Source organism: Caballeronia sp. GAWG1-5s-s (assembly GCF_023631445.1).
In the GTDB taxonomy this organism is placed as follows: domain Bacteria; phylum Pseudomonadota; class Gammaproteobacteria; order Burkholderiales; family Burkholderiaceae; genus Caballeronia.
In genome coordinates this window covers 142,771-167,443 of sequence record NZ_JALQDC010000003.1, presented here as the reverse complement: position 1 = coordinate 167,443, position 24,673 = coordinate 142,771, and the positions used below count along the sequence as shown (strand labels likewise).

General features: G+C 65.5%; 21 protein-coding genes. 9 read left to right on the top strand and 12 right to left on the bottom strand.

The window, feature by feature from the left end; genetic code table 11:
* The first annotated feature begins 170 nt into the window (after nucleotides 1-170).
* Together dacB and NCR34_RS03225 are read left to right on the top strand one after the other, a co-directional pair.
* Nucleotides 171-1,775, top strand: coding sequence for a D-alanyl-D-alanine carboxypeptidase/D-alanyl-D-alanine endopeptidase (gene dacB, locus NCR34_RS03230; RefSeq protein ID WP_248321325.1), 1,605 nt, complete (start codon nucleotides 171-173; stop codon nucleotides 1,773-1,775).
* A gap of 309 nt (nucleotides 1,776-2,084) precedes the next feature.
* Nucleotides 2,085-3,191, top strand: a complete 1,107-nt coding sequence (locus tag NCR34_RS03225) for an SGNH/GDSL hydrolase family protein (RefSeq protein WP_248321324.1) — start codon at nucleotides 2,085-2,087, stop codon at nucleotides 3,189-3,191.
* Nucleotides 3,192-3,391: 200 nt separating this feature from the next.
* On the opposite strand, the gene NCR34_RS03220 is transcribed toward NCR34_RS03225, so the two are convergent.
* From NCR34_RS03220 to NCR34_RS03170, 11 genes are all read right to left on the bottom strand, one after another.
* On the bottom strand, nucleotides 3,392-5,053 hold the full coding sequence (locus NCR34_RS03220) for a YadA family autotransporter adhesin (protein ID WP_250499040.1): 1,662 nt from the start codon (nucleotides 5,051-5,053) through the stop codon (nucleotides 3,392-3,394).
* 183 nt (nucleotides 5,054-5,236) lie between these two features.
* Nucleotides 5,237-6,046, bottom strand: coding sequence for a hypothetical protein (locus NCR34_RS03215; protein ID WP_248321321.1), 810 nt, complete (start codon nucleotides 6,044-6,046; stop codon nucleotides 5,237-5,239).
* Between the two features lie 363 nt (nucleotides 6,047-6,409).
* Nucleotides 6,410-7,441, bottom strand: coding sequence for an L-threonylcarbamoyladenylate synthase (locus tag NCR34_RS03210; protein WP_248321319.1), 1,032 nt, complete (start codon nucleotides 7,439-7,441; stop codon nucleotides 6,410-6,412).
* Nucleotides 7,442-7,474: 33 nt separating this feature from the next.
* On the bottom strand, nucleotides 7,475-8,671 hold the full coding sequence (locus NCR34_RS03205) for a 5-(carboxyamino)imidazole ribonucleotide synthase (protein WP_248321317.1): 1,197 nt from the start codon (nucleotides 8,669-8,671) through the stop codon (nucleotides 7,475-7,477).
* Between the two features lie 78 nt (nucleotides 8,672-8,749).
* Nucleotides 8,750-9,271: a 5-(carboxyamino)imidazole ribonucleotide mutase gene (purE, locus tag NCR34_RS03200; RefSeq protein WP_248321315.1), complete on the bottom strand. Its 522-nt coding sequence runs from the start codon at nucleotides 9,269-9,271 to the stop codon at nucleotides 8,750-8,752.
* A gap of 61 nt (nucleotides 9,272-9,332) precedes the next feature.
* Nucleotides 9,333-10,223, bottom strand: a complete 891-nt coding sequence (locus tag NCR34_RS03195; protein WP_175939569.1) for a phosphoribosylaminoimidazolesuccinocarboxamide synthase — start codon at nucleotides 10,221-10,223, stop codon at nucleotides 9,333-9,335.
* A 148-nt stretch (nucleotides 10,224-10,371) separates the two neighbouring features.
* Entirely contained in the window at nucleotides 10,372-11,436 is a 1,065-nt protein-coding gene (gene fba / locus NCR34_RS03190) for a class II fructose-bisphosphate aldolase (RefSeq protein ID WP_248321314.1), read from the bottom strand.
* A 184-nt stretch (nucleotides 11,437-11,620) separates the two neighbouring features.
* A complete protein-coding gene (pyk, locus tag NCR34_RS03185; protein WP_175940593.1) occupies nucleotides 11,621-13,057 on the bottom strand; it encodes a pyruvate kinase in 1,437 nt (478 codons plus the stop codon).
* Between the two features lie 345 nt (nucleotides 13,058-13,402).
* On the bottom strand, nucleotides 13,403-14,593 hold the full coding sequence (locus tag NCR34_RS03180) for a phosphoglycerate kinase (protein WP_248321313.1): 1,191 nt from the start codon (nucleotides 14,591-14,593) through the stop codon (nucleotides 13,403-13,405).
* A 381-nt stretch (nucleotides 14,594-14,974) separates the two neighbouring features.
* The gene (locus NCR34_RS03175) at nucleotides 14,975-15,298 is read right to left on the bottom strand and encodes an AzlD domain-containing protein (RefSeq protein WP_175939566.1); all 324 of its coding nucleotides are present in this window, start codon (nucleotides 15,296-15,298) and stop codon (nucleotides 14,975-14,977) included.
* The gene (locus NCR34_RS03170) at nucleotides 15,295-16,089 is read right to left on the bottom strand and encodes an AzlC family ABC transporter permease (protein WP_248321311.1); all 795 of its coding nucleotides are present in this window, start codon (nucleotides 16,087-16,089) and stop codon (nucleotides 15,295-15,297) included. Before NCR34_RS03170 ends, NCR34_RS03175 begins: the two co-directional genes overlap by 4 nt.
* A 333-nt stretch (nucleotides 16,090-16,422) precedes the next feature.
* Here NCR34_RS03170 and NCR34_RS03165 point away from each other — a divergent pair, with 333 nt between their 5' ends.
* The 6 genes from NCR34_RS03165 to NCR34_RS03140 all read left to right on the top strand — a co-directional run bounded on the left by NCR34_RS03165 (nucleotide 16,423) and on the right by NCR34_RS03140 (nucleotide 21,195).
* The gene (locus NCR34_RS03165; protein WP_244847975.1) at nucleotides 16,423-17,343 is read left to right on the top strand and encodes a branched-chain amino acid transaminase; all 921 of its coding nucleotides are present in this window, start codon (nucleotides 16,423-16,425) and stop codon (nucleotides 17,341-17,343) included.
* 67 nt (nucleotides 17,344-17,410) lie between these two features.
* Entirely contained in the window at nucleotides 17,411-17,605 is a 195-nt protein-coding gene (locus NCR34_RS03160; RefSeq protein WP_244847974.1) for a zinc-finger domain-containing protein, read from the top strand.
* Nucleotides 17,606-17,785: 180 nt separating this feature from the next.
* Complete coding sequence (waaF, locus tag NCR34_RS03155; protein WP_248321310.1) at nucleotides 17,786-18,859, top strand: lipopolysaccharide heptosyltransferase II; 1,074 nt, start codon at nucleotides 17,786-17,788, stop codon at nucleotides 18,857-18,859.
* A gap of 167 nt (nucleotides 18,860-19,026) precedes the next feature.
* A complete protein-coding gene (locus tag NCR34_RS03150; RefSeq protein WP_175939561.1) occupies nucleotides 19,027-19,470 on the top strand; it encodes a nuclear transport factor 2 family protein in 444 nt (147 codons plus the stop codon).
* A 48-nt stretch (nucleotides 19,471-19,518) separates the two neighbouring features.
* Nucleotides 19,519-20,610: a YheT family hydrolase gene (locus NCR34_RS03145; RefSeq protein ID WP_250499039.1), complete on the top strand. Its 1,092-nt coding sequence runs from the start codon at nucleotides 19,519-19,521 to the stop codon at nucleotides 20,608-20,610.
* Between the two features lie 3 nt (nucleotides 20,611-20,613).
* Complete coding sequence (locus NCR34_RS03140) at nucleotides 20,614-21,195, top strand: DUF2946 family protein (protein WP_248321307.1); 582 nt, start codon at nucleotides 20,614-20,616, stop codon at nucleotides 21,193-21,195.
* Nucleotides 21,196-21,199: 4 nt separating this feature from the next.
* Here NCR34_RS03140 and NCR34_RS28325 read toward each other — a convergent pair whose 3' ends face one another.
* Nucleotides 21,200-24,016 carry a M48 family metalloprotease gene (locus NCR34_RS28325; RefSeq protein ID WP_250499038.1) on the bottom strand — a complete coding sequence of 939 codons (2,817 nt, stop codon included), beginning with the start codon at nucleotides 24,014-24,016 and terminating at the stop codon, nucleotides 21,200-21,202.
* Between the two features lie 157 nt (nucleotides 24,017-24,173).
* On the opposite strand from NCR34_RS28325, the gene moaC reads away from it, so the two are divergent.
* Nucleotides 24,174-24,665: a cyclic pyranopterin monophosphate synthase MoaC gene (moaC, locus tag NCR34_RS03130; RefSeq protein WP_248321305.1), complete on the top strand. Its 492-nt coding sequence runs from the start codon at nucleotides 24,174-24,176 to the stop codon at nucleotides 24,663-24,665.
* Nucleotides 24,666-24,673: the final 8 nt, after the last annotated feature.

Genomic DNA, 24,673 nt, shown 5'->3' with positions numbered 1-24,673 from the left:
TTAGCCGCGCGGCTCGGCGGCAGGCTTAAGCCGGACTTAACGGCAAGCGCGCTCGGCCCGCCGCGTACGATTTCCGCAAGCCGGCTTGTCTACAATAGCCGCTTCGCCCGCGCGGCCCGGCCCAGCCGCGCGGGGCAGTCTCAGAACTCACACCAAGAACGCACGTCCGTATGCCGCTCTTTTCCGCTATTCCCCGTTCACTTTCCGCGCGTCTGTCGACGCTCGCTTTCGCGGCGGCGCTCGCCTGCGCCGGACTGTCCCACGCACCGGACGCCCACGCCCGCGGCGGCACGCGGTCCGACTCGCAGAAGCACGCGCCCGAGCGCGCGGCGCGCGGCGCTTTCGGCGCGAAGAAAAGCGCCAAGGCGGAGAAGGTTGCACGCGTCGCGCCGGCCGGTCCGCTGCCCGCCTCCGTGATGAGCGCGCTCGCCCACGCGCATGTGCCGCTTTCGTCGATGAGCGTCGTCGTGCAGCGAATCGGCGCGCCGGAGCCGCTCGTCGCGATCAACGCCGACCGGCCGATGCTCCCGGCCTCGACGATGAAGCTCGTTACTACATATGCGGGCCTTTCGCTGCTCGGGCCGGACTACCGCTGGAAGACGACCGCCTACGCCGACGGCGACGTGGACGCGCAAGGCGTCTTGCACGGCAACCTGTACATTCAGGGCACCGGCGACCCGAAGCTCGTGCCGGAAGAATTGATCGATCTCGTCGAGCAGATTCGCAAGAACGGCATCACCGGCATCGACGGCACGCTGGTGCTCGACAAGCGCTACTTCGACGCCTCCACGCGCGATCTGCCCGCCTTCGATAGCGACGAAGCCGCGCCGTACAACGTCGGCCCCGATCCGCTGCTGTATGCGTTCAAGTCGCTCTCGTTCACGCTGACGCCGAATCCGGACGGGCAAGTGTCCATCGACGTGCTGCCTCAACTCGCGCAGCTTCAGATCGACAACGAACTGCGCGTCACGCGCGGCGCGTGCGCGGGCACGCTGCCGGCGGCGTCGCCGAGCGTCGCGCAGACGCAGGGCGGCTTCGTGCAGGCGTCGTTCATCGGCGACTATCCGCTGCGCTGCGGCTCGCGCACCATCAACGTCGCCGCGCTCGATCACTCGACCTTCTTCGCGGGCGGCTTTCTCGCGTTATGGAAGCAGGCGGGCGGCACGTTCCAGGGCGCGACGCGCGAAGGCCCGACGCCTTCGAGCGCGCGGCTCGTCGGCACGCATCGCAGCCCGGTGCTGTCAGACATCGTGCGCGACATCAACAAGTTCAGCAACAACGTGATGGCGCGCAACCTGTTCCTGACCATCGGCGCGGTGCAGTCGAAGCCGCCCGCGACGACCGCGAAGTCCGCGCAGGCCATCCAGACCTTCCTGCGCCGCAGCGCGCTGCCGATGGACGGCCTTTCGCTCGACAACGGCTCGGGACTCTCGCGCGACGAAGCAATCTCCGCGACGTCGCTTGCCGACGTGCTTCAGGCCGCGAACGCCAGCCCGGTCGCGCAGGTCTTCGTCGAATCGCTGCCGATCGCGGGCGTGGACGGCACCATGCGCAACCGCCTGACGAACGCGGGCGCGGGCGGCAACGCGCACATCAAGACCGGCACGCTGCGAGATGTGCGCGCCATCGCGGGCTACGTCGGCGCGGCCAACGGCGAAAGCTATGTCGTGGTGAGCTTCATCAACGATCCGCGCGCGGAAGCGGCGCGCGCTGCCCATGACGCGTTGCTCGAATGGGTCTACGAAGGCGCGCGCAAGCCGGGCATCGAAGACTAGGCGGGCATGCACGACGTCGCGGGAGCGGCAATCCTGCAAAACCCGCGATTTCGCGAACGATCGTGCGCGAGAGCCGAAGATTTCTTCTACGAAGTCGCGCGCGCCGGGGCTCGCGCGCCGTGTACGCTGTCGGGACGGCGCGCGTCGCCGGTCGCGCGTCCTGGCTGAGCGGATGAATGAGCCGCCGGCCGCATCGCTCGACATTCGCCTGCTTTGCGGCACAATGAGACGCGGCAGTGACACAGCAGCAACGCGGCCGCGAGCGCCGCGAGAAACAAATACAAAACACCGAAAACGGAGACGAGGTCCATGAAGAAGCAACTCTCGATGCGCGCCGCATTCGTACGCACCACGCGCATTGCGGCCGCGAGCGCGGCATTCGCCTTCATCGCAGCGTGCGGCGGCGGCGGCGACAACAACAATTCGACGCCCGCGGGCGGCATCAAGCTGCAAGTCGTGTCCTTCGGCGACAGCCTCTCCGATGTCGGCACGTATTCGCCGGTCGCGGCCGCGAATTTCGGCGGCGGGCGCTTCACGACGAACCCCGGCGAAATCTGGGTGCAGGACGTCGCGAAGTATTACGGCGACACGCTCACGCCCGCGATGAGCGGCGGCTTCGGCGCGCCGCCGACCACGCTCACCGGCTTCGGCTACGCGCAAGGCGGATCGCGCGTGACGAATCCTATCGGCGTCGGCCATCAGAGCACCGACCCGGCGAACTACGCGGGCGCGCTGACGGTGCCGGTCGTGCAGCAGGTGACGAACTATCTGTCGTCGCATGGAAGCTTCAATTCGAATCAGCTCGTGATCGTTAACGGCGGCGCGAACGACATCCTCTACAACCTGACCGCGGTGCAGGCCGGGCAGATCAGCCCCGCGCAGGCGCAGGCGGCGATCGGACAGGCGGCGATCGATCTCGCGGGCGTGATCGGCAAGATCGTGCAGAGCGGCGCGACGCACGTGCTGGTGTCGAATGTGCCGGATATCGGCGCGACGCCGCAGGGCGTGGCGAGCAATGCGTCGACGCGCGCGCTGCTCACGCAGGCATCGCTCGGGTTCAATCAGGTGCTCGCGGGCGCGCTGACGCAAACCGGACTCATGTCGAAGGTGATCTATCTCGACATCGTGCCGGCGCTCGCCAATATCACGGCGAACTATCAGCAGTACGGGTTCGCGGTGTCGAATACGGGCACCGCGTGCAACCTTCAGGCGATGGCCGCGGCGGCGCAGAAGTTCGGCGAGCCGAATCCGCAGGCGTTCGCCACGTCGCTGTTCTGCTCGCCGCAGACGCAGACCGTGGCCGGCGCGGACCAGACGTACATGTACGCCGATACCGTGCATCCGACGACGCATCTGCATGCGCTTTACGCGCAGACTGCCGAGCAGACGATCGCGAAGTCGGGACTGGGGAAATAACGTCTCGCGTTGATGCGCTTTAATGAGCCGCCCTGGTTTCGGCCTGGGCGGCTCTGTTTCTTGTTGCTTTTCAGCGCTTTTACGCACGCGGTCGAATGCGAAGTCAGCTAGCTCTCTCTGCCGTTACACCTCAAGCGCTGCTATTCGTCAGGGATACTAAATAAGTAGAGCGAAGAAGCGCGTTGATATCATCCGTCCGCTTACCAGCGGTATCCGACTTGCGCCTTGATGCCCGCCGATCCGCTATCGGTCGTCGAAACGCCCATTCCGACGTTCAGATTCGCCGACGCCTGATACGCCGCCGCCACGCCGATGCCGACGCGGCTGCCATACGCGCCCACGCTCGTCCCCACCCATTTTTCGCCCGCCTGGAGCATCGGAATGCTCGGCATGGCGAGAACCGTCGCCACGGCTTTGTCGGTGTAGTTCCTGGACTGTTGGACGCCCGCCGCGACTGCCCTGTCCGTGTAAGCGTTCGCGCCCGACACCGCTCGGTCCGTATAGCCGTTCGCCTGCTGCACCGCGCCGTTCAACTGATTGACGTTGACGGCATCCGTGCCTTGGGTGCCGGCCGCCACATTCACGATCTGCCGCTCGTCACCCGCCGAGCCGACGGAAACGGTATTCGCGCGATCCGCACGCGAGTTCGCGCCGATCGCGACCGAATTATCGGCGGACGCCGTCGCGTTCGCGCCCATTGCCGTCGCATGGATGCCGCTTGCGACGGCCGCTTCTGTCGATGCGTTGCCGTCAGCCGCGAACAGCGGATTGCCGCCGCCCGCCACCGACAGATTCGCGATCCTGCTGCTGATCGCGGACATCGCTGAGTCGAGTTGGCCGAGATTCACGGCGTCCATGTCGGCCGAACCGGCCGCGAGGTTGTGGATCGCCGTGCCATTCGCCCCGCCGAGCGTCACGTTGTCGAAATCCGGCGACGAACCGCCCTTCGTGTCGTATCGCACGGCGCCGGTGTCCGTCGCTTGCGCTGCACCGTTGGCGCCGTTCGTCGAGCTCGCGATGTTCGCAATGGCCGTGTTGATGTTCGTGAGGGAACTGTCCACGCCGTTGAGCGCGCTGCCGACATCGCGATACGTGACGCCGTTGACGACATACGACGGCGCCATGATGCTTCCATCGGGCAGCGCCGCCGCGCCGCCGCCCAGTGCCGACGCCGTGCCATCCGCCAGGAGCAGCAGCTGGTTCACGTTGACTGCGTCCGTGCCTTGCGTGCCGGCCGACACATTGATGATGCGTCGCTCGGCCCCGGCTCGCCCGACGCTCACGACATTGCTCTGGCCGCCGTCGTAGCTGCTCGCGCCGATAACCACGGAGTTCTGGCCTTTCGCGAACGCATAGTTGCCAATAGCCACCGAGCTCTGTCCGGCCGAGGTCGTACCGTTGCCGATGGCAACCGACGTCGCGCCCTGCCCGTAGGCATTGCTGCCGATCGCTACCGCACCGCTGCCGCTTCCGCTTGCATTGCGCCCTACTGCAACCGCGGCGTTCGATGCGGTGCTGCCTGCGCCGGCCGCAACGGCCGCGTCCGCCGCTTGGGAATCGATGCCCAAGGCGAGCGCGCGAAAGCCCGCGTTGGCGTTATCGCCGATAACGGTCGCCTGATTATTCATCGCGATTGCGTTGCGGCCGATCACCACGCCGTTCTCCTGCGATCGCGCACCGAAGCCGATCGCGACGGCGGCTTGCGCTGGCGCCTGATTTCCCCCGTCCACGATTGCGCCATCCCCGACGACCACGCTTTCCTCGATGCTGTTATGCGTCCCGCTGTTACCGATCAGCACGCCGGTATTCGCGGTCGTCGTTCCATTACCTTCAATGATGGCTTGTCCGGAGGCCGAGTTCATCGCTAAACCTGCGAAACTTGTGGCGAGAGCGACGAGAATGGGTTTAAGCGGGAAATTGGTTTTATTCATATCAACTATTCCTTACAATGTACGATGCGTGCGTACCTCCTCGTTTCACTGCGTTTCGGCTTCCGGCCAGGGCGCCCGAATGCAGTGAAGTTTCGTGTGGCGAAAATCAATCGGTCAGTTGAATTGTGAATCCGGCTTCGGTGCGAAATGAAGCCAGGTCATCGGCTTTGCGCGCCCTTCCGAACATAGGAGCCAACGGTCGGAGTCGGTCCAGTGATCGGCAATTAGCGGAATGCGCGACAAGTCGCGGGCGCCGGCTTTGATCTCGGCGACATCAAAAAATTCGCTTGCGCGGGCGATGAGACTCGGCAGCCATTCGTGCCGCTGCGGGCCCACGATCATAAAGTCGTGAATCTCGACGATGACATGCGCATGCCTCAGCGTGCGAAGGCATTCTCCCGTGAGCGTCTCGAATTCATGGCCTTCGATATCGCAAAGCACCACCGCGTCTTTGAAATCGACGCCTTGTGCGGCGAGTTCGTCGGCAAAACCGGAAGTGGCGGCGCCCCGAATATCCACCCGGTTCGCGATTCCGCGTTCGATGGCGAGGTGTCGCAGGTTGTCGCGGCTCGCTTGATCGATCTCGTAGCAAATGGAACGCTCGAAGAGGCCCGTGGAGACGAGTCCTATCCCGTAGAAACCGTCGGCCGCGCCGAGGTCGATGAATGTGCTGCGGCCACCATGAATCCTGCCGATGAGTTCACAGACCTCGAGTTCGTAAAGTCCGAGCAGTTTCGTTCCGGTGTCTTCGTAACGCCAGGTGGCGCGTTCACCGAGAAAGTAGCCTTTGAGAAGTCCATGTTGAACAATACCGTTCGTCGCGCGCCAGAGCCGGCGTCCGTTATACATGCGTCGCGCTTCCACGACTTCGGCGCTCATTTTGATGAAATCGGTCGAGTCCAGAAATGAATCGGCAGGGTTCATCGAGTACCAGCAGCGGGTAAGGTTGTTGATTCGGCTAAAGCGGACGAGATGCTTTTAACGCACGCGAGAAAGCGAAATGGGAATTCATGATCCTTTCGCAGTGCGTGATATTACCGCGTGACCGAAGGACTCGATTCACGCAGACTGGCGATTTTTTTCCGAGCGATGCGCTTTTATCGGCGATATTGCCGCTGTTAATCAAGTCAACGAGTGATTACTTTGCGCCAAGACAACCGCTTATCAGAAAGGTCCGATCAGCAGCGCTGAATCAACTGGCCGACATAATGGATGTCAGCACGCAGCCGCGCGTTGCGCGCGGCAGACGGTTGTTTTATCGCCCGATAAAATATTCGAAGCGCCGATTTATTCCTGCGCCTCGAACGCCGCGGCCGCCCTTCCCAGCCGATCGTTCACCGCGACCCACTCCGCCGTCTCGGGCAACTTCTCGATCAAGATGCGCTCGACATTCGCCCGGTCCAGCGCCCGCAGCAAGCCGTATAGCTCGCGCGCATAGCTCTGTGGGTCTTCCGGCGCGGCGACGAAATGCACGTGCGGCGCATGCGCCCACTCCCCCGCGCTCGACGGCCGCGCGACCAACGCAAGCTTCCCTCCACCCGCGCGATCGAACGCCGCGAGCAGCGGCTCGATCGCCGCGAACGGCAACAGCGCCAGCGGCGTGCGCGGCGCGTAATGCGCCTTGAGCGTGCCCGACGCGCGCGGCGCGGTCGCATCGCCGCCATCGGGCAGACGCGGCGCGGTGCCGATCACGTCGGCAATGGCCTGCGGGCTCACATGCCCCGGCCGCAGCAACGCCGGAAAGCCGCGCGACAAATCCAGAATGGTCGATTCGATGCCGACATCCGCCGCGCCGCCATCGAGCACATGCACCGCGCTGCCGAACTCATCGCGGACGTGTTGCGCGGTAGTCGGGCTGACGTGGCCGAAGCGGTTCGCCGAAGGCCCGGCCACGCCCGCTTGCCTGCCTGATCCCTGACGCCGCGCATGAAACGCCGACAAAAGCTGCTGCGCGACCGGATGCGAAGGACAGCGAATCCCGACCGAGTCCTGCCCGCCGCTCACCGCCGCCGGAATATGCGCGGCACGCTTCAAAATCAAGGTCAACGGACCGGGCCAGAAGGCATCGATGAGCTTTTGTGCATCGGCGGGCAACTCGCGCACCCAGTAGCCGGGATCCGCCTGCGGCGCGAGGTGGACGATCACCGGATGATTCGCCGGCCGGCCCTTCGCGGCATAGATTCGCGCGACCGCCTCCGGGTTCTCGGCATCGGCGCCGAGGCCGTACACCGTTTCGGTCGGGAACGCGACGAGTTCGCCCTCGTCGAGCAGAGCCGCGGCTTCGTCGATCTGCGCCGCGCTCGGGTAAATGATGGTCATTGCCTAACTACTGCTTAAGGGTTGCCTGAGAGTTCAGTCGGTCGCGATGTGCAGCATGCGCGCGCAGTCGCGCGCCGCCGTGCGCGCTTCTTCGAGCGTCGCCGCCGTGAAGTTGATGTGCCCCATCTTGCGGCCCGGACGCGCTTCCTCCTTGCCGTAGAGATGCAGCCGCGCCGCCGGCATCGCCACGACCTCGGTCCACGCGGGCGGGCGCGGCTTGTCGTCCTGGCCATCGTCGAACCAGATATCGCCGAGCAGGTTCAGCATGGCGGCCGGCGAATGCTGGCGCGTGTCGCCGAGCGGCATGCCGGTCATCGCGCGGACCTGCTGCTCGAACTGGCTCGTGGCGCAGGCATCGACCGTGTAGTGGCCGGAATTGTGCGGACGCGGCGCCATTTCGTTCGCGATCAGCGTGCCGTCTTCCAGCACGAAAAATTCGACGCACAGCACGCCCACGTAGCCGAGCTTCGCGGCGATGGTGAGCGCCGCGTCCTGCGCCTGCGCGACGAGCGCGTCCGACGCGTCCGGCGCGGGCACCACCGTCTTCGCGAGAATGCCGTTCACGTGCGAGTTCTGCGCGAGCGGAAACACGGCGGACTTGCCGTCGCCGCCACGGGCGATCAGCACGGACACTTCGTATTTCAACGGCATGCGCTTTTCCAGCACGCACGGCACGCCCGAAAGCGACCCGTACGCCGTGCGCACTTCGTCGACGTTGCGCACGCTTACCTGGCCTTTGCCGTCGTAGCCCAGGCGCGCGGTCTTGAGAATGCCCGGCAGCACGGCGGCGATTTCATCGTCGGACAACGCGGCGAGTGCTTCCGGCGATTCGATCACCACGTGCGGCGCGACCGGCACGCCGGCTCGCGCGATAAAACGCTTCTCGGCGACACGATCCTGCGCAATCGCGACGCAACTCGCCGCCGGACTCACGAACGTGAGCGACGCCAGAAAATCGAGGCTCGTGGACGGCACGTTCTCGAATTCCGTCGATACCGCCGCGCACAGACGGCCGAGTTCGGTGAGCGCAGCTTGGTCGTCGTACGCCGCGCGGATATGGCGATCCGCCACCGCGCCCGCCGGGCTGGTTTCGTCCGGATCGAGCACGGCCACGCGATAGCCCATGGATTGCGCCGCGAAGCAGAACATGCGGCCGAGCTGGCCGCCGCCGACCATGCCGAGCCACGCGCCCGGCAGAATGGGGGAATTCGGGGAGTTTTGTGGGTTCATCGTGGGACTGGCGGATAACCTGTATGGGGAGTTTCGCCGACGCCGCGCACGAGACGCGCGGCCCGGCCGACGGAACGCTCAGAGCGGCGGCAGCGTCATGGCGTGCGCGGCCTGATTCTGCTTTGCGCGAAACGCGGCGAGCGCTTCGGCATAGCGCGCATCCGTCACGCTCAGGATGGACACCGCGAAGAGCGCCGCATTCGCCGCGCCCGCCTCGCCGATTGCAAACGTCGCGACCGGCACGCCCTTGGGCATCTGCACGATTGAATGCAGTGAATCGACGCCCTTCAGATACTTGCTCGCCACCGGCACGCCGAGCACCGGCACCGTCGTCTTCGCAGCGAGCATGCCCGGCAGATGCGCCGCGCCGCCCGCGCCCGCGATGATCGCGCGCAGTCCGCGCTCGCGCGCGCTTTCCGCGTAGGCGAACATCTCGTCGGGCATGCGGTGCGCGGAGACGACCTTCGCCTCGTACGGCACGCCGAAATCCTGCAGGATCGCGACCGCGTTCTTCATCACGTCCCAGTCGGAACTGGAGCCCATCAACACGCCGACGAGCGGCGCATCGTGCGCATGCGCTCCGGTCTGTACTTCGCTCATTGCTTTTCCCTCGATCCGAGCGCGCCGTGCCGGTGTCGGTGCCACGGCGCGCGTGCCGACATTACGACAGCGTCTTGCCCGTGATGCGTTGCAGCGCTTCCTGATACTTCTCCGACGTCTTCGCGATCACGTCGTCCGGCAGCTTCGGCGCGGGCGGTTCCTTCTTCCACGGCTGCGTTTCGAGCCAGTCGCGCACGAACTGCTTGTCGAACGACGGCGGATTCGTGCCGACCGTGTAGCCGTCCGCCGGCCAGAAGCGCGAGGAATCGGCGGTGAGCACTTCGTCCATCAGGAACAGTTCGCCCTTGTTGTCGAGGCCGAACTCGAACTTCGTATCCGCGATGATGATGCCGCGCGTGGCCGCGTACTCGGCCGCTTCCTTGTACAGCTGGATGGAGATGCGCTTGATGGTCGCCGACAGTTCCGTGCCGATGCGGCGCTCCATCTCGTCGTAGGTGATGTTTTCGTCGTGGTGGCCCATCTCGGCCTTCGCCGCCGGCGTGAAGATCGGCTCGGGCAGCTTCTCGGCGTTTTGCAGGCCCGGCGGCAGTTGCACGCCGCAGACGGCGCCCGTCGCCTGATAGTCCTTCCAGCCGCTGCCCGCGAGATAGCCGCGCACCACTGCTTCCACGAGAATCGGTTCCAGGCGCTTCACGACGACCGCGCGACCCTTCACCTGCTCGACTTCGTCCGGCGCGACCACCGAAGCCGGATCGATGCCCGTATTGTGGTTCGGCACGATATGGCCGAGCTTTTCGAACCAGAAATCGGCCATCTGATTGAGCACGCGGCCCTTGTTCGGGATCGGCTCGCCCATCACCACGTCGAAGGCGGAAAGGCGGTCGGTCGTCACGATCAGCAGCTTGTCGTTGCCGACGGCGTAGTTGTCGCGGACCTTGCCACGGCCGAGGAGCGGCAGCGATTTGATCGTGGATTCGTAGAGCGTGGACATCGTCATGTACCGAAGAGGTGCCGAAAAAAGTGAATCGCCGCCGCGAGCCTTGCGCGGCGGCGATGGAAAAAAAGCGAACGGGTCCCGTTGCCGGAACCCGTTGATTTTACTTTACAAATGAAGCGAGCTTAATTCAGACCTGCGCCGCTCACCGGACAATCTGCGCGAGTTCGCCGGATTTGTACTTGTCGGCCATCCTGTCGAGCGTGACGGGCTTGATCTTGCCTGCCATGCCCTCGCAGCCGAACTGCATGTACCGCTGACGGCAGATTTCTTTCGCTGCCTCGCGCGCGGGCTTCAGATAGTCGCGCGGATCGAACTTCGACGGATTTTCGAACAGATAACGGCGTATCGCGCCGGTAATGGCGAGACGCAGGTCCGTGTCGATGTTCACTTTGCGCACGCCGTGCTTGATGCCTTCCTGAATCTCCTCGACCGGCACGCCGTAGGTTTCCTTCATGTCGCCGCCGAACTCGCGGATTTCGGCCAGCAACTCCTGCGGCACCGACGACGACCCGTGCATCACGAGATGCGTGTTCGGAATGCGCTGGTGAATTTGCTTGATGCGGTCGATCGCGAGGATATCGCCGGTCGGCTTCTTCGAGAACTTGTACGCGCCGTGCGACGTGCCGATGGCAATGGCAAGCGCATCGCACTGCGTGAGCTTCACGAAGTCGGCGGCCTGCTCGACGTCGGTCAGCAACTGCTCGCGCGTCATCGTGCCTTCCGCGCCGTGGCCGTCTTCCTTGTCGCCCTTCATGGTTTCCAAGGAGCCCAGCACGCCGAGTTCGGCTTCGACCGTGACGCCGATGGAATGCGAGAACTCGACCACCTTGCGCGACACATCGACGTTGTACTCGTAGGACGCGACCGTCTTGCCGTCCGCTTCGAGCGAGCCGTCCATCATCACGCTCGTGAAACCGGAGCGGATCGCCGCCATGCACACGGCCGGCGACTGTCCGTGGTCCTGATGCATCACGACCGGAATGTGCGGATACGACTCCACCGCCGCTTCGATCAGATGCCGCAGGAACGCTTCGCCCGCGTACTTCCGCGCGCCGGCCGACGCCTGCATGATGACGGGCGCGTTGACTTCGTTCGCCGCCGACATGATGGCCTGCACCTGTTCCAGATTGTTCACGTTGAATGCCGGGAGGCCGTAGCCGTGTTCGGCTGCGTGATCCAGCAATTGACGCATTGATACGAGAGGCATTGAGAAACTCCAGGATGTGAAACGAAATCCTTCGCGCGCACGGTTCTGCTCTTTGCTTCCCGTCAGCATCTTTGGCAGCTTCCGCCTTCTTCGTGGCGACGACTTGCGTTCGAATCGTCCAGCGCGCTCTTGGGCGTTCGCGGATCGGACCGCGAACGCCTTGCCATGCGTTGAAACGCGCCGATCAGAAATGGTCGCCGACGCGCACGATCTTCAGCGTGTTCGTGCCGCCCGCCTGTCCCATCGGCTCGCCGACGGTGAGCACGACCATGTCGCCGCGCGCCGCATAGCCTTTGGACACGACCACTTCGAGCGCCTGATTCAGCGCCGTGTCGCGATCCATGTTGGTGTCGAGATGCAGCGGCGTGACGTTGCGATACAGCGCCATCGTCCGCTCGCTGCCCACGCGCGGCGTCAGCGCGAAGATCGGCACATGGGTCCAGTGACGCGACATCCACAGCGCCGTCGAGCCGGATTCCGTCAGCGCGACAACGGCCTTCGCGCCCAGATGAAATGCGGTGAACAACGCGCCCATCGCGATCGACTGATCGATGCGCGTGAACGTGCGGTCCAGAAAATCGCGGTCCAGTTGCGATTCCTCGGACTTCTCGGCTTCGATGCACACGGCGGCCATCGTTTCGATGGTCGTGACCGGGTATTTGCCCGCCGCCGTTTCGGCGGAAAGCATGACGGCGTCGGTGCCGTCGAGCACGGCGTTCGCCACGTCGGAGACTTCGGCGCGGGTCGGCACGGGCGCGTGGATCATCGATTCCATCATCTGCGTGGCCGTGATCACGAGCTTGTTCGACTCGCGCGCCATGCGGATCATGCGCTTTTGCAGCGCGGGCACCGCGGCGTTGCCGACTTCCACCGCGAGATCGCCGCGCGCCACCATGATGCCGTCGGAGGCATCCAGAATGCCTTGCAGCGCCGGAATGGCCTCGGCGCGCTCGATCTTCGCGATCATCTTCGGCTTGATGCCGTACGGCGCGCCCGCGATGTTCGCCAGTTGCCGCGCCATTTCCATGTCCGTCGCGTTCTTCGGGAACGACACCGCGACGAAATCCGCGCCGAGCGACATCGCCGTCTTGATGTCCTCCATGTCCTTCTCGGTCAGCGCGGGCGCGGTCAGGCCGCCGCCCTGCCGGTTGATGCCCTTGTTGTTGGACAGCTCGCCGCCGACCTTCACGGTCGTGTGGATCTCCTCGCCGATCACGCGCGTCACGTCGAGCACGATCAGGCCGTCGTTGAGCAGAAGCACGTCGCCCGCGCGCAGATCGCGCGGCAAGTCCTTGTAGTCGAGGCCCACGCGATCGTTGTTGCCCATCTCGCAGTTGGCATCGAGGATGAACGTGTTGCCCGCGACCAGCATGGTTTTGCCGTTCTCGAACTTGCCGACGCGAATCTTCGGGCCTTGCAGGTCCGCCATGATCGCGACTTCGCGGCCGACCTGCCGCGCCGCCTCGCGCACCCACTCGGCGCGCTGGCGATGATCGTCGGCGGTGCCGTGCGAAAAGTTGAAGCGAACGACGTCGAGCCCGGCCTGCATCATCTGCAGCAGGATTTCCGGATTACTCGACGCCGGACCGATGGTGGCGACAATCTTGGTGGCGCGATGCATGTCTTTCCTCGTCTCTTTGGGAACGGCCGTAACCAGGCTGCGAGCACGTTGCGCTTGCAGTGACGTGTTGCTCACTGGCTGCGCGCGCGCGCCGGTTCGTGCCGGCGTCGCTTTATCGATGGGCTGCGCGGCATGAACGGGCATGCCGCCTATGGTGACGACAGCAGCCGTCTGTTCTTCCAAATGCGGCTCTTCGCTCAGAGCCGCCTCCTCGATGATCGAAGCAGCAACGGCGGCGGCATCGGGTTGACTGCCGTTACCGATCACATCCGCTTGCGCGCCGCCGGCTGCTTGCGCGCCCTTCCTTGCTGCTTTCGCCGGATTGTCTCGGGCCGTCACCGGGCGTTACGCACGCGACTCGAGCACTTCCACCGCCGGCAGCGTCTTGCCTTCGAGGAACTCGAGGAACGCGCCGCCGCCGGTCGAGATGTAGCTGACTTTGTCGTGGATGCCGTACTTCGCGATGGCCGCGAGCGTGTCGCCGCCGCCCGCGATCGAGAACGCCGACGAATTCGCGATGGCCTGCGCCAGCGTCTTCGTGCCGTTGCCGAACTGGTCGAATTCGAACACGCCGACCGGGCCGTTCCACACGATGGTGCCCGCCGTCGCGAGTTGCGCGGCGAGCGCGTTGGCAGTATCCGGGCCGATGTCGAGAATCATGTCGTCGTCGGCGATATCGGCGACGGGCTTCGTTTCGGCCTTCGCGATCGCGGCGAATTCCTTCGCGGTCACGACATCGCTCGGAATGGGCACCGAGGCACCGCGCGCACGGGCCTGCTCAATGATTTCCTTCGCCTCGCCGACGAGATCGGCTTCGGCCAGCGACTTGCCGATCTTGAGGCCCGACGCCAGCATGAACGTGTTCGCGATGCCGCCGCCGACGATCAGCTGATCGACCTTCTCGGCGAGCGACTTCAGAATGGTGAGCTTGGTCGACACTTTCGAACCCGCGACGATGGCCACGAGCGGGCGCTTCGGGTTGCCGAGCGCCTTGCCGAGCGCGTCGAGTTCGGCGGCGAGCAGCGGGCCGGCGCACGCGACGGGCGCGTATTTGGCGATGCCGTGCGTGGTCGCTTCGGCGCGGTGCGCGGTGCCGAAGGCGTCGTTGACATAGATGTCGCAGAGCTTCGCGAGCTTCTGCGCGAGGCCGTCGTCGTTCTTCTTCTCGCCCTTGTTGCAGCGGCAGTTTTCGAGCAGCACGACATTACCCGGCTGCACGTCGACGCCGTCCACCCAGTCGGCGACGAGCGGCACGTCGCGGCCGAGCAGTTCCGACAGGCGCGCCGCGACCGGCGCGAGCGAGTCTTCCGGCTTGAACTGGCCTTCGGTCGGGCGGCCCAGATGGGACGTGACCATCACGGCCGCGCCGGCGTCGAGCGCTGCCTTGATCGCCGGGACCGAGGCGCGCACGCGCGTGTCCTCGGTGATGTTGCCGGCGTCGTCCTGCGGCACGTTGAGGTCCGCGCGGATGAACACGCGCTTGCCGGAGACTTTGCCTTCGGCGATCAGATCGGTGAAACGCAGTACTTTCGTCATGGGAGTCAACGTTAGTCAGAAAAGCGGTTCGGGCGAAGATGGCCGGACGAGCGCCGGCCGGTTCGTTGAGAGTTTGGCGCGAGGCCTGAAAACCGAAACTGGGAACTGAAAGACGCGCAAGCGAAACGAGCGGACAGCGTCTGTCGCGCGGACGTGCCGAGGGTCGAGTGGAGTGAGACGCGGAGAAAGATACGCGCCAAGCGCGCAGACACGGACGCAGCGGACAAGCCGGAGGCGGCGAGCTTCGGAACCGTTGCGGTGACTGCCGGACTCACTTTCGACCTCGCTCCATGCGACAGGAAAGACCGACATTTTAACCGATCACCCCGCCCGCTATTAGCCGGTGATTCTTGATGATGCGTATTTGACGCGCAGCGCGCCTCACGCGGCGAGGCGCAGCAGCGTGAAGACGATCATGCCGACCGCGATGGTGCCCATCATGCCGCGCCGCCACACGTAATACGCGAGGCCGGCGAGCGACGCCCACACCGCATGATTCGAGAACGCGATCGAGAAGCCCGCGGACGTTTCGAGCAGATCGGGCACGACGACGCCCGCCAGCGCGGCGGCCGGCGCGTAGCGCAGCACGCGTTGCACGCGCGGCGGCAGCACGGTGCGCTCGCCGCCGATCAGGAAGAACGCGCGCGTCGCCGCGGTCACCACGCCCATGCCGAGAATCGCGAGCCAGATTTGGAGCGTGGTCATCGCGCGGGCCTCGCGGGTTCGGGCTCGGCCGCTGCATCCGGCGCGGCGGGCGCTTCGGCGTCGCCGGAAAGCAGAGCGGCCGGGCGCGCCTTTTCCGCGATCAGATCGGCGAGCGTGCCGGCCAGCAACGCGGCGAGCACCGCGAGCGGCAAGCCGAAGCGATACGGCAGATGAAACGCGAGCAGCGCGACCACGCTCGCGACGACGACCGCGGCGAGCGTCGAGCGCGTGGCGATCGCGGAGACGATCAGCGGAATCAGCGCCAGCGTTCCCGCCAGTTCCAGCCCCCAGTTGTCGGGGATGAGGCTCGCGAGCAGAATCCCCGCCACCGACGACGCCTGCCACGCGAGCCAGCACGTGAACGCGAGTCCCCAGAAGAACGCTTCCTTCCCGGGCTGCCGGCCGACGGGAAAATTCCGCGCGGAGAACATCAGATAGATGATGTCGCCGTTGAAGTAGCCGATCGCGAGGCGCCGCCACATCGGCAGATAGGAGAAGTGCGGCGCGAGCCCGGCGCTGAAAATGACGAAGCGCAGATTCACCATCGCTGCGGTGAGGAGCACGGTCCAGAGCGGCAGCCCGGCGGCCAAGAGCGGCAGCACCGCGAGTTGCGACGACCCAGCGTACACCGCGAGCGACATGCCGAGCGCCTGCGGCACGGTGAGCACCGATTTCGTCATGGCGACGCCGGTGACGAGTCCCCACGAGAACGTCGCCATGACGGCGGGAGAGAAAGCGCGGGCACCGTCGAGAAATGCGCGGCGATTCGTGTCGGATAGCCGGTGGAGCATGCAAGGGTGCGCGGCCGGGTTGCCGCGATGACGAAATGGGGAAACGGGGGAAACGCCGCGCGCCGGCGTCGAAGAAACGGACGACTCGGCGCAGCTTGCCGCTTGCCCGGTCGGCACGACGCTTTCGGGCGGCTTTGCCGGTTCGCGGCGAAAGGCAAAGTATAGCCGCGTGAAAGGCGCTTCCTATCCGGTTTGGTCGCGAAAAGACGCTAAAATGACGAACTTTGACCGCTCTTGCAGCCGGCAGCGCCGGCAACGCGCGGAATAGGAAGATTCACCCGGAGATTCACCCGGATTCATCGAATTTCTGAACGAGACAGCTAGGAGAACCGTATGTCAATGGCCGACCGCGACGGCAAGATCTGGATGGATGGCAAGCTCATCGACTGGCGAGACGCTAACATCCACGTTCTGACGCACACGCTGCACTACGGCATGGGCGTATTCGAGGGCGTGCGCGCGTACAAGACCGCCCAGGGAACGGCCATTTTCCGCCTGAAGGAGCACACCAAGCGCCTTCTGAACTCGGCGAAAATCTTCCAGATGGAAGTCCCGTTCGATCACGCGACGCTCGAAGCCGCGCAACTCGAAGTCGTGCGCGAGAACAAGCTCGAATCGTGCTATATCCGCCCGATCATCTGGGTCGGTTCGGAGAAGCTCGGGGTCTCGGCCAAGGGCAACACCATTCACGTGGCCATCGCCGCGTGGCCGTGGGGCGCGTATCTCGGCGAAGACGGGCTCGCGAAGGGCATCCGCGTGAAGACGTCGTCGTTCACGCGCCATCACGTCAACGTGTCGATGGTGCGCGCGAAGGCGTCCGGCTGGTACGTGAACTCGATTCTCGCGAATCAGGAAGCCGTCACCGACGGTTATGACGAAGCCCTGCTGCTCGACGTGGACGGCTACGTGTCCGAAGGCTCCGGCGAAAACTTCTTCCTCGTGAACAACGGCAAGCTGTACACGCCGGACTTGTCGTCGTGCCTCGACGGCATCACGCGCGACACGGTCATCACGCTGGCGCGCGACTTCGGCATCCCGGTCATCGAGAAACGTATCACGCGCGACGAAGTCTATACGTGCGACGAAGCGTTCTTCACCGGCACGGCCGCCGAAGTCACGCCGATCCGCGAACTCGACAATCGCACGATCGGCGAGGGCAAGCGCGGCCCGATCACGGAGAAGCTGCAAAGCGCGTTCTTCGACGTGGTCGGCGGCAAGAACGAAAAGTACGCGAGCTGGCTCGCGAAAGTCTGAGGCTGCGAGGGCTCCGCTGCCCTCGCGCGACAGACGACAGCAACGAACGACATTGAAAGAGATAGCAATGAGCGACCTGAAGGAAATGCCGCTGGTGGAATTGTCGGCGAAAGATATCCCCGCGTTCTGCCCGAATCCGAAGATGCAACGCTGGAGCGCGCATCCCCGCGTGTTTCTCGACGTCACGCACGGCGAAGCGCGCTGCCCGTATTGCGGCACGCGGTACAAGCTGAAGGACGGCGAAGTCGTCAAAGGCCACTAAGCTCGCCGAAGCACTCTCCGAGCCTCGTCGATGCGCGCGTTTCGGGCTCGTCCCGAGCGCGCGCTTTCGTTCGCTCTCGCTTGTTTTTGCCGCATGGCCGCCGCGCCATGACACCACACGACCGACGCCCCGCCGCCCGATGCGGCGAGCCGCCACTATTTTGAGACCGGAAAACGACTGATGCGCCGTGCGCTGGTTATAGCACCGAACTGGATCGGTGACGCGTTGATGGCGCAGCCGCTGTTCACGCTTTTGCGAAAGCTCCATCCGCGCATCGCGATCGATGCCGTCGCGCCAAGTTGGGTCGCGCCCGTGCTCGAACGCATGCCGGAAATCCGCGACGTCTACGCGACGGATCTCGCGCACGGCAAGCTGCAACTGCTGCGCCGCTGGCAGCTTGCGAGCGACCTGCGCGATGTCGGCTACGACGCGGCGTACGTGCTGCCCAATTCCGCCAAGTCCGCGCTCATTCCGTGGATGGCGGGCATCCGGCTGCGCATCGGCTACAAGGGCGAGGCGCGTTACGGGCTCTTGAACGTGCGCCACCCGAATCCGCCGAAGACCGAGCGCCCGCCGATGACCGCGCAGTATGCCGCCCTCGCCTATGCGCCGGGCGCGAAGCTGCCGTTCATCGACCGATACGCGCAAGCTCACGACGCAGCGGCAAGCGACGCGCCGCTGTTGCCGGTGCCGCGCCTCGAAGCCGATCCGAACGAAGCGGCCCGCGTGTCGGCGCGCTTCAATCTGGATACGCGCGCGCCGCTCGTCGTGTTCTGCCCCGGCGCGGAGTACGGCCCGGCCAAGCGCTGGCCGCCCGAGCACTTCGCGTCGCTCGCGCAGTTCGTCGCGCAGTCGTTTCCGTATGCCCGCATCGTCGCGCTCGGGTCGAAAAAAGATTCGGCGGTCGCGCAGGCCATCGCGGACCGCGCGCCGAACGTGCGCAATCTGTGCGGCCAGACATCGCTCGGCGAAGCGTGCGCGCTGATCGCCCGGGCGAGCGCCGTCGTCACCAACGACTCGGGGCTCATGCACGTGGCGGCGGCGCTCAAACGTCCGCTCGTCGCGGTGTACGGCTCCACCGATCCGCGCCACACGCCGCCCTTGTCCGACGTCGCAAAGGTACAATGGCTTCACCTTGAGTGCAGTCCGTGCTTTTCCCGCGAGTGTCCGCTCGGCCATCTGAACTGCCTGCGCGAACTCTCTGCCGAACAGGTTTTCGCCGATCTGCGCGGCATGTTGCTCGCGCATCGCTGAGGCGTCACGCCTGCCTTGCAGCGGCGGCTTTGCGGCGGCATCGGCATTTTCGTGTGCGGGCGCGGACACGCGAGTGTCTCCGAACGGAGGCATGCTTTGAACCATGACCGATGCGGCACGCCATCGTGACACGGCGTTGCGCGCGAATGCCAGAGACCCACGAGCCCATGCCACGTTTCGCCCGCCTATTCGAAGCCGCCGCCGACACTCTCAACGCTTACTATCAGGCTGTCGCGGACAACAGCATCGACGCTGTGATGTCGCTTTGGATCGACGAGGAGTTCGCCACCTGCATCTGCGCGGACGGCACGCATCTGCATGGCCTCGAAAGCATTCGCGCGGGCCTCGGCAAGCAGTTCGGCGCGCAGGCCGTCAGCATCGAGCCGCTCGATATTCGCGTGTACGACAGCTTAGGCACGGTGGTCTATGCCATCGCGGAGGCGCATCAGCCGGCGGGCACCGCCGCGCCGCGCATGATTTTTTCGACTTACGTGATGGTTCACGAACGCGGCGAATGGCGCATTGCGCATATTCACGCGAGCGAGATGCCGATGGAAGCGGCCGGCCAGTTCGCCGCAAAGCTGCGTCACGGGCAGGGACCGTTGCACTGAAATACCGCAGTCACGAAGCATAGAAAGACGTTCGCCGGGGAGAAGGCCATGAAGCGCGATCCGTTGTTGAAACACGATTCGTCGTTCGTGGACAAGGCGCCCGCCGTCGCGCTGAAGGAAACCGCGCAAGCCGCAGGCAGCGTGCTCGCCGAACCCGTCTCGCAATGGCTCTACAGCGCGCCGCGCTGGCTGCCGACGAGTCACGCGCAAACCATCGTGCCCGCGCTCTTCGGGCGCAAGCCGGCGGTCCGTTACCGGCGCGAACGCTGGGATACGCCGGACGGCGATTTCATTGATGTCGACTGGCTCGCGCACGATGACGCGGCTCGCCCGGCATCGACCGCTCCGCTTTTCGTGCTGTTTCATGGCCTCGAAGGCAACTCCGACTCGCATTACGCCCGCACGATGATGGCGGCCGCCCAGGCGCGCGGCTGGCACGGCGCGGTGCCGCACTTTCGCAGTTGCAGCGGGCCGATGAACCGGCTGCCGCGCTTTTATCACCTCGCCGATAGTGCGGAGGTCGACTGGATCCTGCGGCGTCTGCGCGAAAGGCATGCGGGCCCGATCGTCGCGGCGGGCGTGTCGCTCGGCGGCAATGTGCTTCTGCATTGGCTATGCGAGCGCGGCACGAACGCTTCGATGATCAGCGGCGCCGCCGCCATTTCCGCGCCGCTCGATGTCCACGCGGGCGGTCACGCGATCTCGCAAGGCTTCGGCATGGTCTATACGCGCAGCTTCCTGAAGTCGCTCAAGAAGAAGGCGCTCGCGAAGCTCGACCAGTATCCGGGTCTGTACGACCGCCACGCCGTGCTCGCCGCGCGCACGCTCTATGAATTCGACAACGTCGTGACCGCGCCGCTGCACGGTTTTCGCGATACCGACCATTACTGGACGACGGCGACCATCCGCGCGCATCTGAACCGCATCGAAGTGCCGGCGCTCGTCTTGAACGCCCGCAACGATCCGTTCCTGCCCGAGCGCGCGCTGCCTTCGCAGGCCGAAGTGTCGGCCTCTGTCACGCTCGATCAGCCGAACCACGGCGGCCATGTCGGCTTCATGACGGGCCCGTTTCCGGGACGCATCGACTGGCTGTCGTCGCGCGTGTTCGGCTACCTCGAACATTTTCTTCCGTGCGAATGAATCATGGATGAGATCGTCAAGCAGGCGCTGGCCAAGTGGCCGAACGTTCCGCATTGTACGGGCTGGCTGTTGCTGGACCGGCGCGGTCAGTGGCGCATGCGCGACGAGGCGGCGCAGGCCGCGGGCGCGCTCGGCGATGCCATTCGCCATGAAGCGCTGATCGGCTTCATCAACCGCAATTACGAGCGCGACGCCGACGGCCAGTGGTTCTTCCAAAACGGGCCGCAGCGCGTGTATGTCGAACTGGCTTATACGCCGTGGATCGTGCGTCTTTCCGTGACTGACGGCGCATTGCGGCTGACGGATCACACCGGCGCGCCGTTCGAGCCGGCGCACGCATTTCTCGACGACGAAGGCGCCCTGCTCTTTTCCGACGATGCCACGCCGCCGCGCGTAGCCGCCCTGCACGATCACGATCTCGATCTGTTCTCGAGCCACGCGACGTTCGATGACGCGTCGGGCGGCGGCGTCTTCCATTGGCGCGATGGAACCGATCTGCCTTTACAGCGTATCGCGCGCGCCGACGTCGAGACGCGTTTCGGTTTCGTCGCCAGTCCGGCTGCGCGCGCGGCGTCGAAAGCCTGAGGCGTCAGCTCTTTTTCTCCTCGTCGCGCTCTTCCCTGTAGCGCGCTTCGAAGTCGCGCAGCCGCGCGGAAATCGTCGAAAGATCGTAGAAGCTCGCGGTTTTGACATCGCGTGCTTCCTTCAACTGGCGAATGGCGGACGGCCAGGCGCCGTCGAGCGCCAGTTTCTCGGCCATCGCCTGATGCTGGCCCAGCGGATCGTTCATGCCCGCGCTCGCCTGCGCCAGATACAGCCACCAGTCCGCGCGCTGCGGTTCTGCGCGCGTTTCGCGGCGCGCGAGCGTCTGCGCTTCCTCGTAGCGATGCGCGGCCATCAGCGCTTGCAGATGCGCGTCGATCGCCGCGTGCGAGTTCGGCCAGCGCGTTTGGGCGAGGTCGGCGAGGCGCACGGCGTCGTCGTAACGGCCCGCGCGACGCGCGATGTCGGCGGCGAGCACGTCGAGGCTGGGCGTGCTGCGGGCGGCTTGCTGGGCGGTCACGCGCACGGGCGGGAGCGCGATGGGCGCGCTTGCCGCGGCGGGCGCGGCGGCATCTGCGTTCAGCGCGCCGTATGCGCTGCTGCTCAGGAGCGAGGACATCGAGACGGCCGGGGCGGAGGGGGTCGCGGTTCGTGGCGTCGAGTGCGGGTTGGCGTTGTCCTTGGACGCGCCTTGCATGGTGGACGTTTGCGCGGAGAGCGGTCCGTCGCCACGCGCAGGTGATACTTCCTTTCCGGCGCGTGCATTCGTCGTTGAGGCGAACGTGCCTTGCATATTGGCTGCTTGCGAAGACGGCGCTTCGTCGCCACGCGCAGGCGCAGATCCAACGCCCGCGCGAGTGCTCGCCGCCGAGCCCGGCACGCCGCGCAGCGATGCGCCAAGGCTTTCGCCTTGCGCTTTCGACGCAGGCTTTTGCTGCTGCGCGTGGCGCTTGTCATCGGAAGGCGCATCGCGGCTCTGACCGCCCTCGACCGTCTGCGCCAGTTCGCGCCGCGCCTCAACCGAAGCCGCCGCCGCGCTCGCCTCCTCGCCTTCGAAGAGCCGCCGCGCGTTGGCGAGCGCATCGTTCGCGGCGGTGTAATCGCCCGTCAGCGAACGCGCGAGCGCGATGCCGTACCAGTTCGCGGCGGGATTGAGCGCGGTCTGATCGTCGATTTCGGACTTCAGACGGCTCGCGACCTCGCGATAGTCGCTCGCATAGTTCACCTGAAGCACGCGCGAGCGCGCACGCACGAACGCATATTCCGGCGACTGCCGCGGCTGCCGGTACGGCACGCGTCGCGCGCGATCCTCCATGTCGGCGATACGCTCGGTCGTCAGCGGATGCGTGCGCGCGTAAGCCGGCACGCCGTTGTCGGCCATCGACGCGCGGTCGAGCCGCTCGAAGAACGCGGTCATCGCGTACGGGTCGTAGCCGGCGGCCGCGAGCATTTGGAAGCCGACGCGGTCGGCCTCGTGCTCGGCGGCGCGCGAGAAGCGCAGCTGGTTGTCGACGGCGAAGGCCTGTCCGCCCATCGCGATGCCCATGCCGAGATCGCCGCTGTGCGTCATGACGCCCGCCAGCAGGCCGGCGAGCATGGCCGCTAGCGCCGCGTACCCGCTTTTTTCCTGCGCGCCGATCATGCGCGCGATGTGACGCTGGAGCACGTGCCCCATCTCGTGGCCGACCACGGACGCCAGTTCCGATTCCGTCTGCGTCGCCGAGATCAGCCCCGTGTTGACGCCGACGAAGCCGCCCGGCATCGAGAACGCGTTGATCTGCGGATCGCGCACGGCGAAGAGTTCGAAGTCCGAACGATAGCCGCCGAGGTACTGCGTCGCGGCGGCGGCAGAGAGCTTCGATGCGATGAAGTCGAGGTAATCGCGGATCAGCCAGTCGTCGAGGTAGTCGGGATCGGCGCGGACTTCGCGCATCATGCGCTCGCCGAGCTTGCGCTCCGCCTGCGGCGAGAGCGTGCCGCCGGAGCCGTCGCCCAGATCCGGCAGTTGCACGGACGAAAGCGGCGCGCGCAGGCCGGCCATCGCGCCCGGCCGATTGGCGAAGCGGCTTTCCGCGCCGCCGTAGACGCCGAATATGCCGTCGGCGACGGTGTTGGGTGGCGTGGTGGCGGTGGAGGTTGCGGGTGGGTCGGTGATTGCGTTTGCCGCAGTTGGCCCGTTCTTCGCGTTTGGTGCGTTTCCGCCAACTTGTCCGTTCAATCCGCTTGCTGCGGTTGCTGCGGTTGCCACGCTTGCTGCGGCCGTCGTGTTCCTCGCGGTCGTCGCGATCGGCGCGTTCCCCGAATATTTCGCGTTGGTCGGGTTTGCTCCGTTGGTCGACCTGGTCGCGTTGGTCGCGGTCGCCGCGATTGACACGTTCCCCGGATATTTGGCGTTGGTCGAGTTCGCTGCGTTTGCTCCGCTGGTCGAACTGGTCGCGTTGGTCGCGGTCGCCGCGATTGACACGTTCCCCGGACGTTTCGCGTTGGTCGGGTGTGCCGCGTTTGCCCCATTGGTCGAACTAGTCGCGTTCGCCTCGTTCTCCGCGTTCGTCGCGGTCTTCGCGTTGGTCGCGTTGGTCGCGTTCGCCGCGTTGGTCGAGTTCGTCGAGTTCGCCCCGTTCGCCGCGTTCGACGCGTTCGACGCGTTCGACGCGTTCGCCGCGTTCGCCGCGTTCGCCGCGTTCGTCGCGTTCGTCGGGTTCGTCGCGTTCGCCGCGTTCGCCGCGTTCGTCGAGTTCGTCGAGTTCGTCGCGTTCGTCCCGCGACCCTCAACCGCGCCCCCCTGCGCCGCAGCGAACGGCGGCATGGCGAGACTGAGACACAACGCGAACACGAGCCCGCGGCTCGGACGATTCAGGAACATGGCGCGAAGCCGGAGCGTCGCCGGCGGTCAGCGTGAGGACGGAAACGCGCTTATCGTATCAAGTGTTGCGCGCCCGGCGGTACCTGTGGACACGGCTTCGCGCCGTTTTTGCCGAAGGCCCCGCTGGTAAGATAAGCGCCCACTGCAAGGAGACGCTATGTCCGGACTCACACATTTCGATGCCTCCGGCGAGGCGCACATGGTCGATGTCGGCGGCAAGAACGAGACGCGGCGCATCGCGGTGGCACGCGGCTCCATCGTCATGCGCGACGACACGCTCGCGCTGATCCGCGAAGGACGCGCGAAAAAGGGCGATGTGCTCGGCGTCGCGCGCATCGCCGCCATTCAGGGCGCAAAGCGCACCGCCGATCTGATCCCGTTGTGTCATCCGCTTGCCCTGACGCGCGTGGCCGTCGAGTTTTCCGTCGATGACGCGCTGCCCGGCGTGCATTGCGAAGTGCGCGTCGAGACCGTGGGGCGCACGGGCGTCGAGATGGAAGCCCTCACCGCCGTGCAAGTCGGCCTGCTGACCATTTACGACATGTGCAAGGCCGTCGATCGCGGCATGACCATCACGAACGTGCGCGTGATGGAAAAGCACGGCGGGAAATCCGGGGACTGGGTCGCGGACTCGCAGCCGTCCGCCTGAATCGCGCC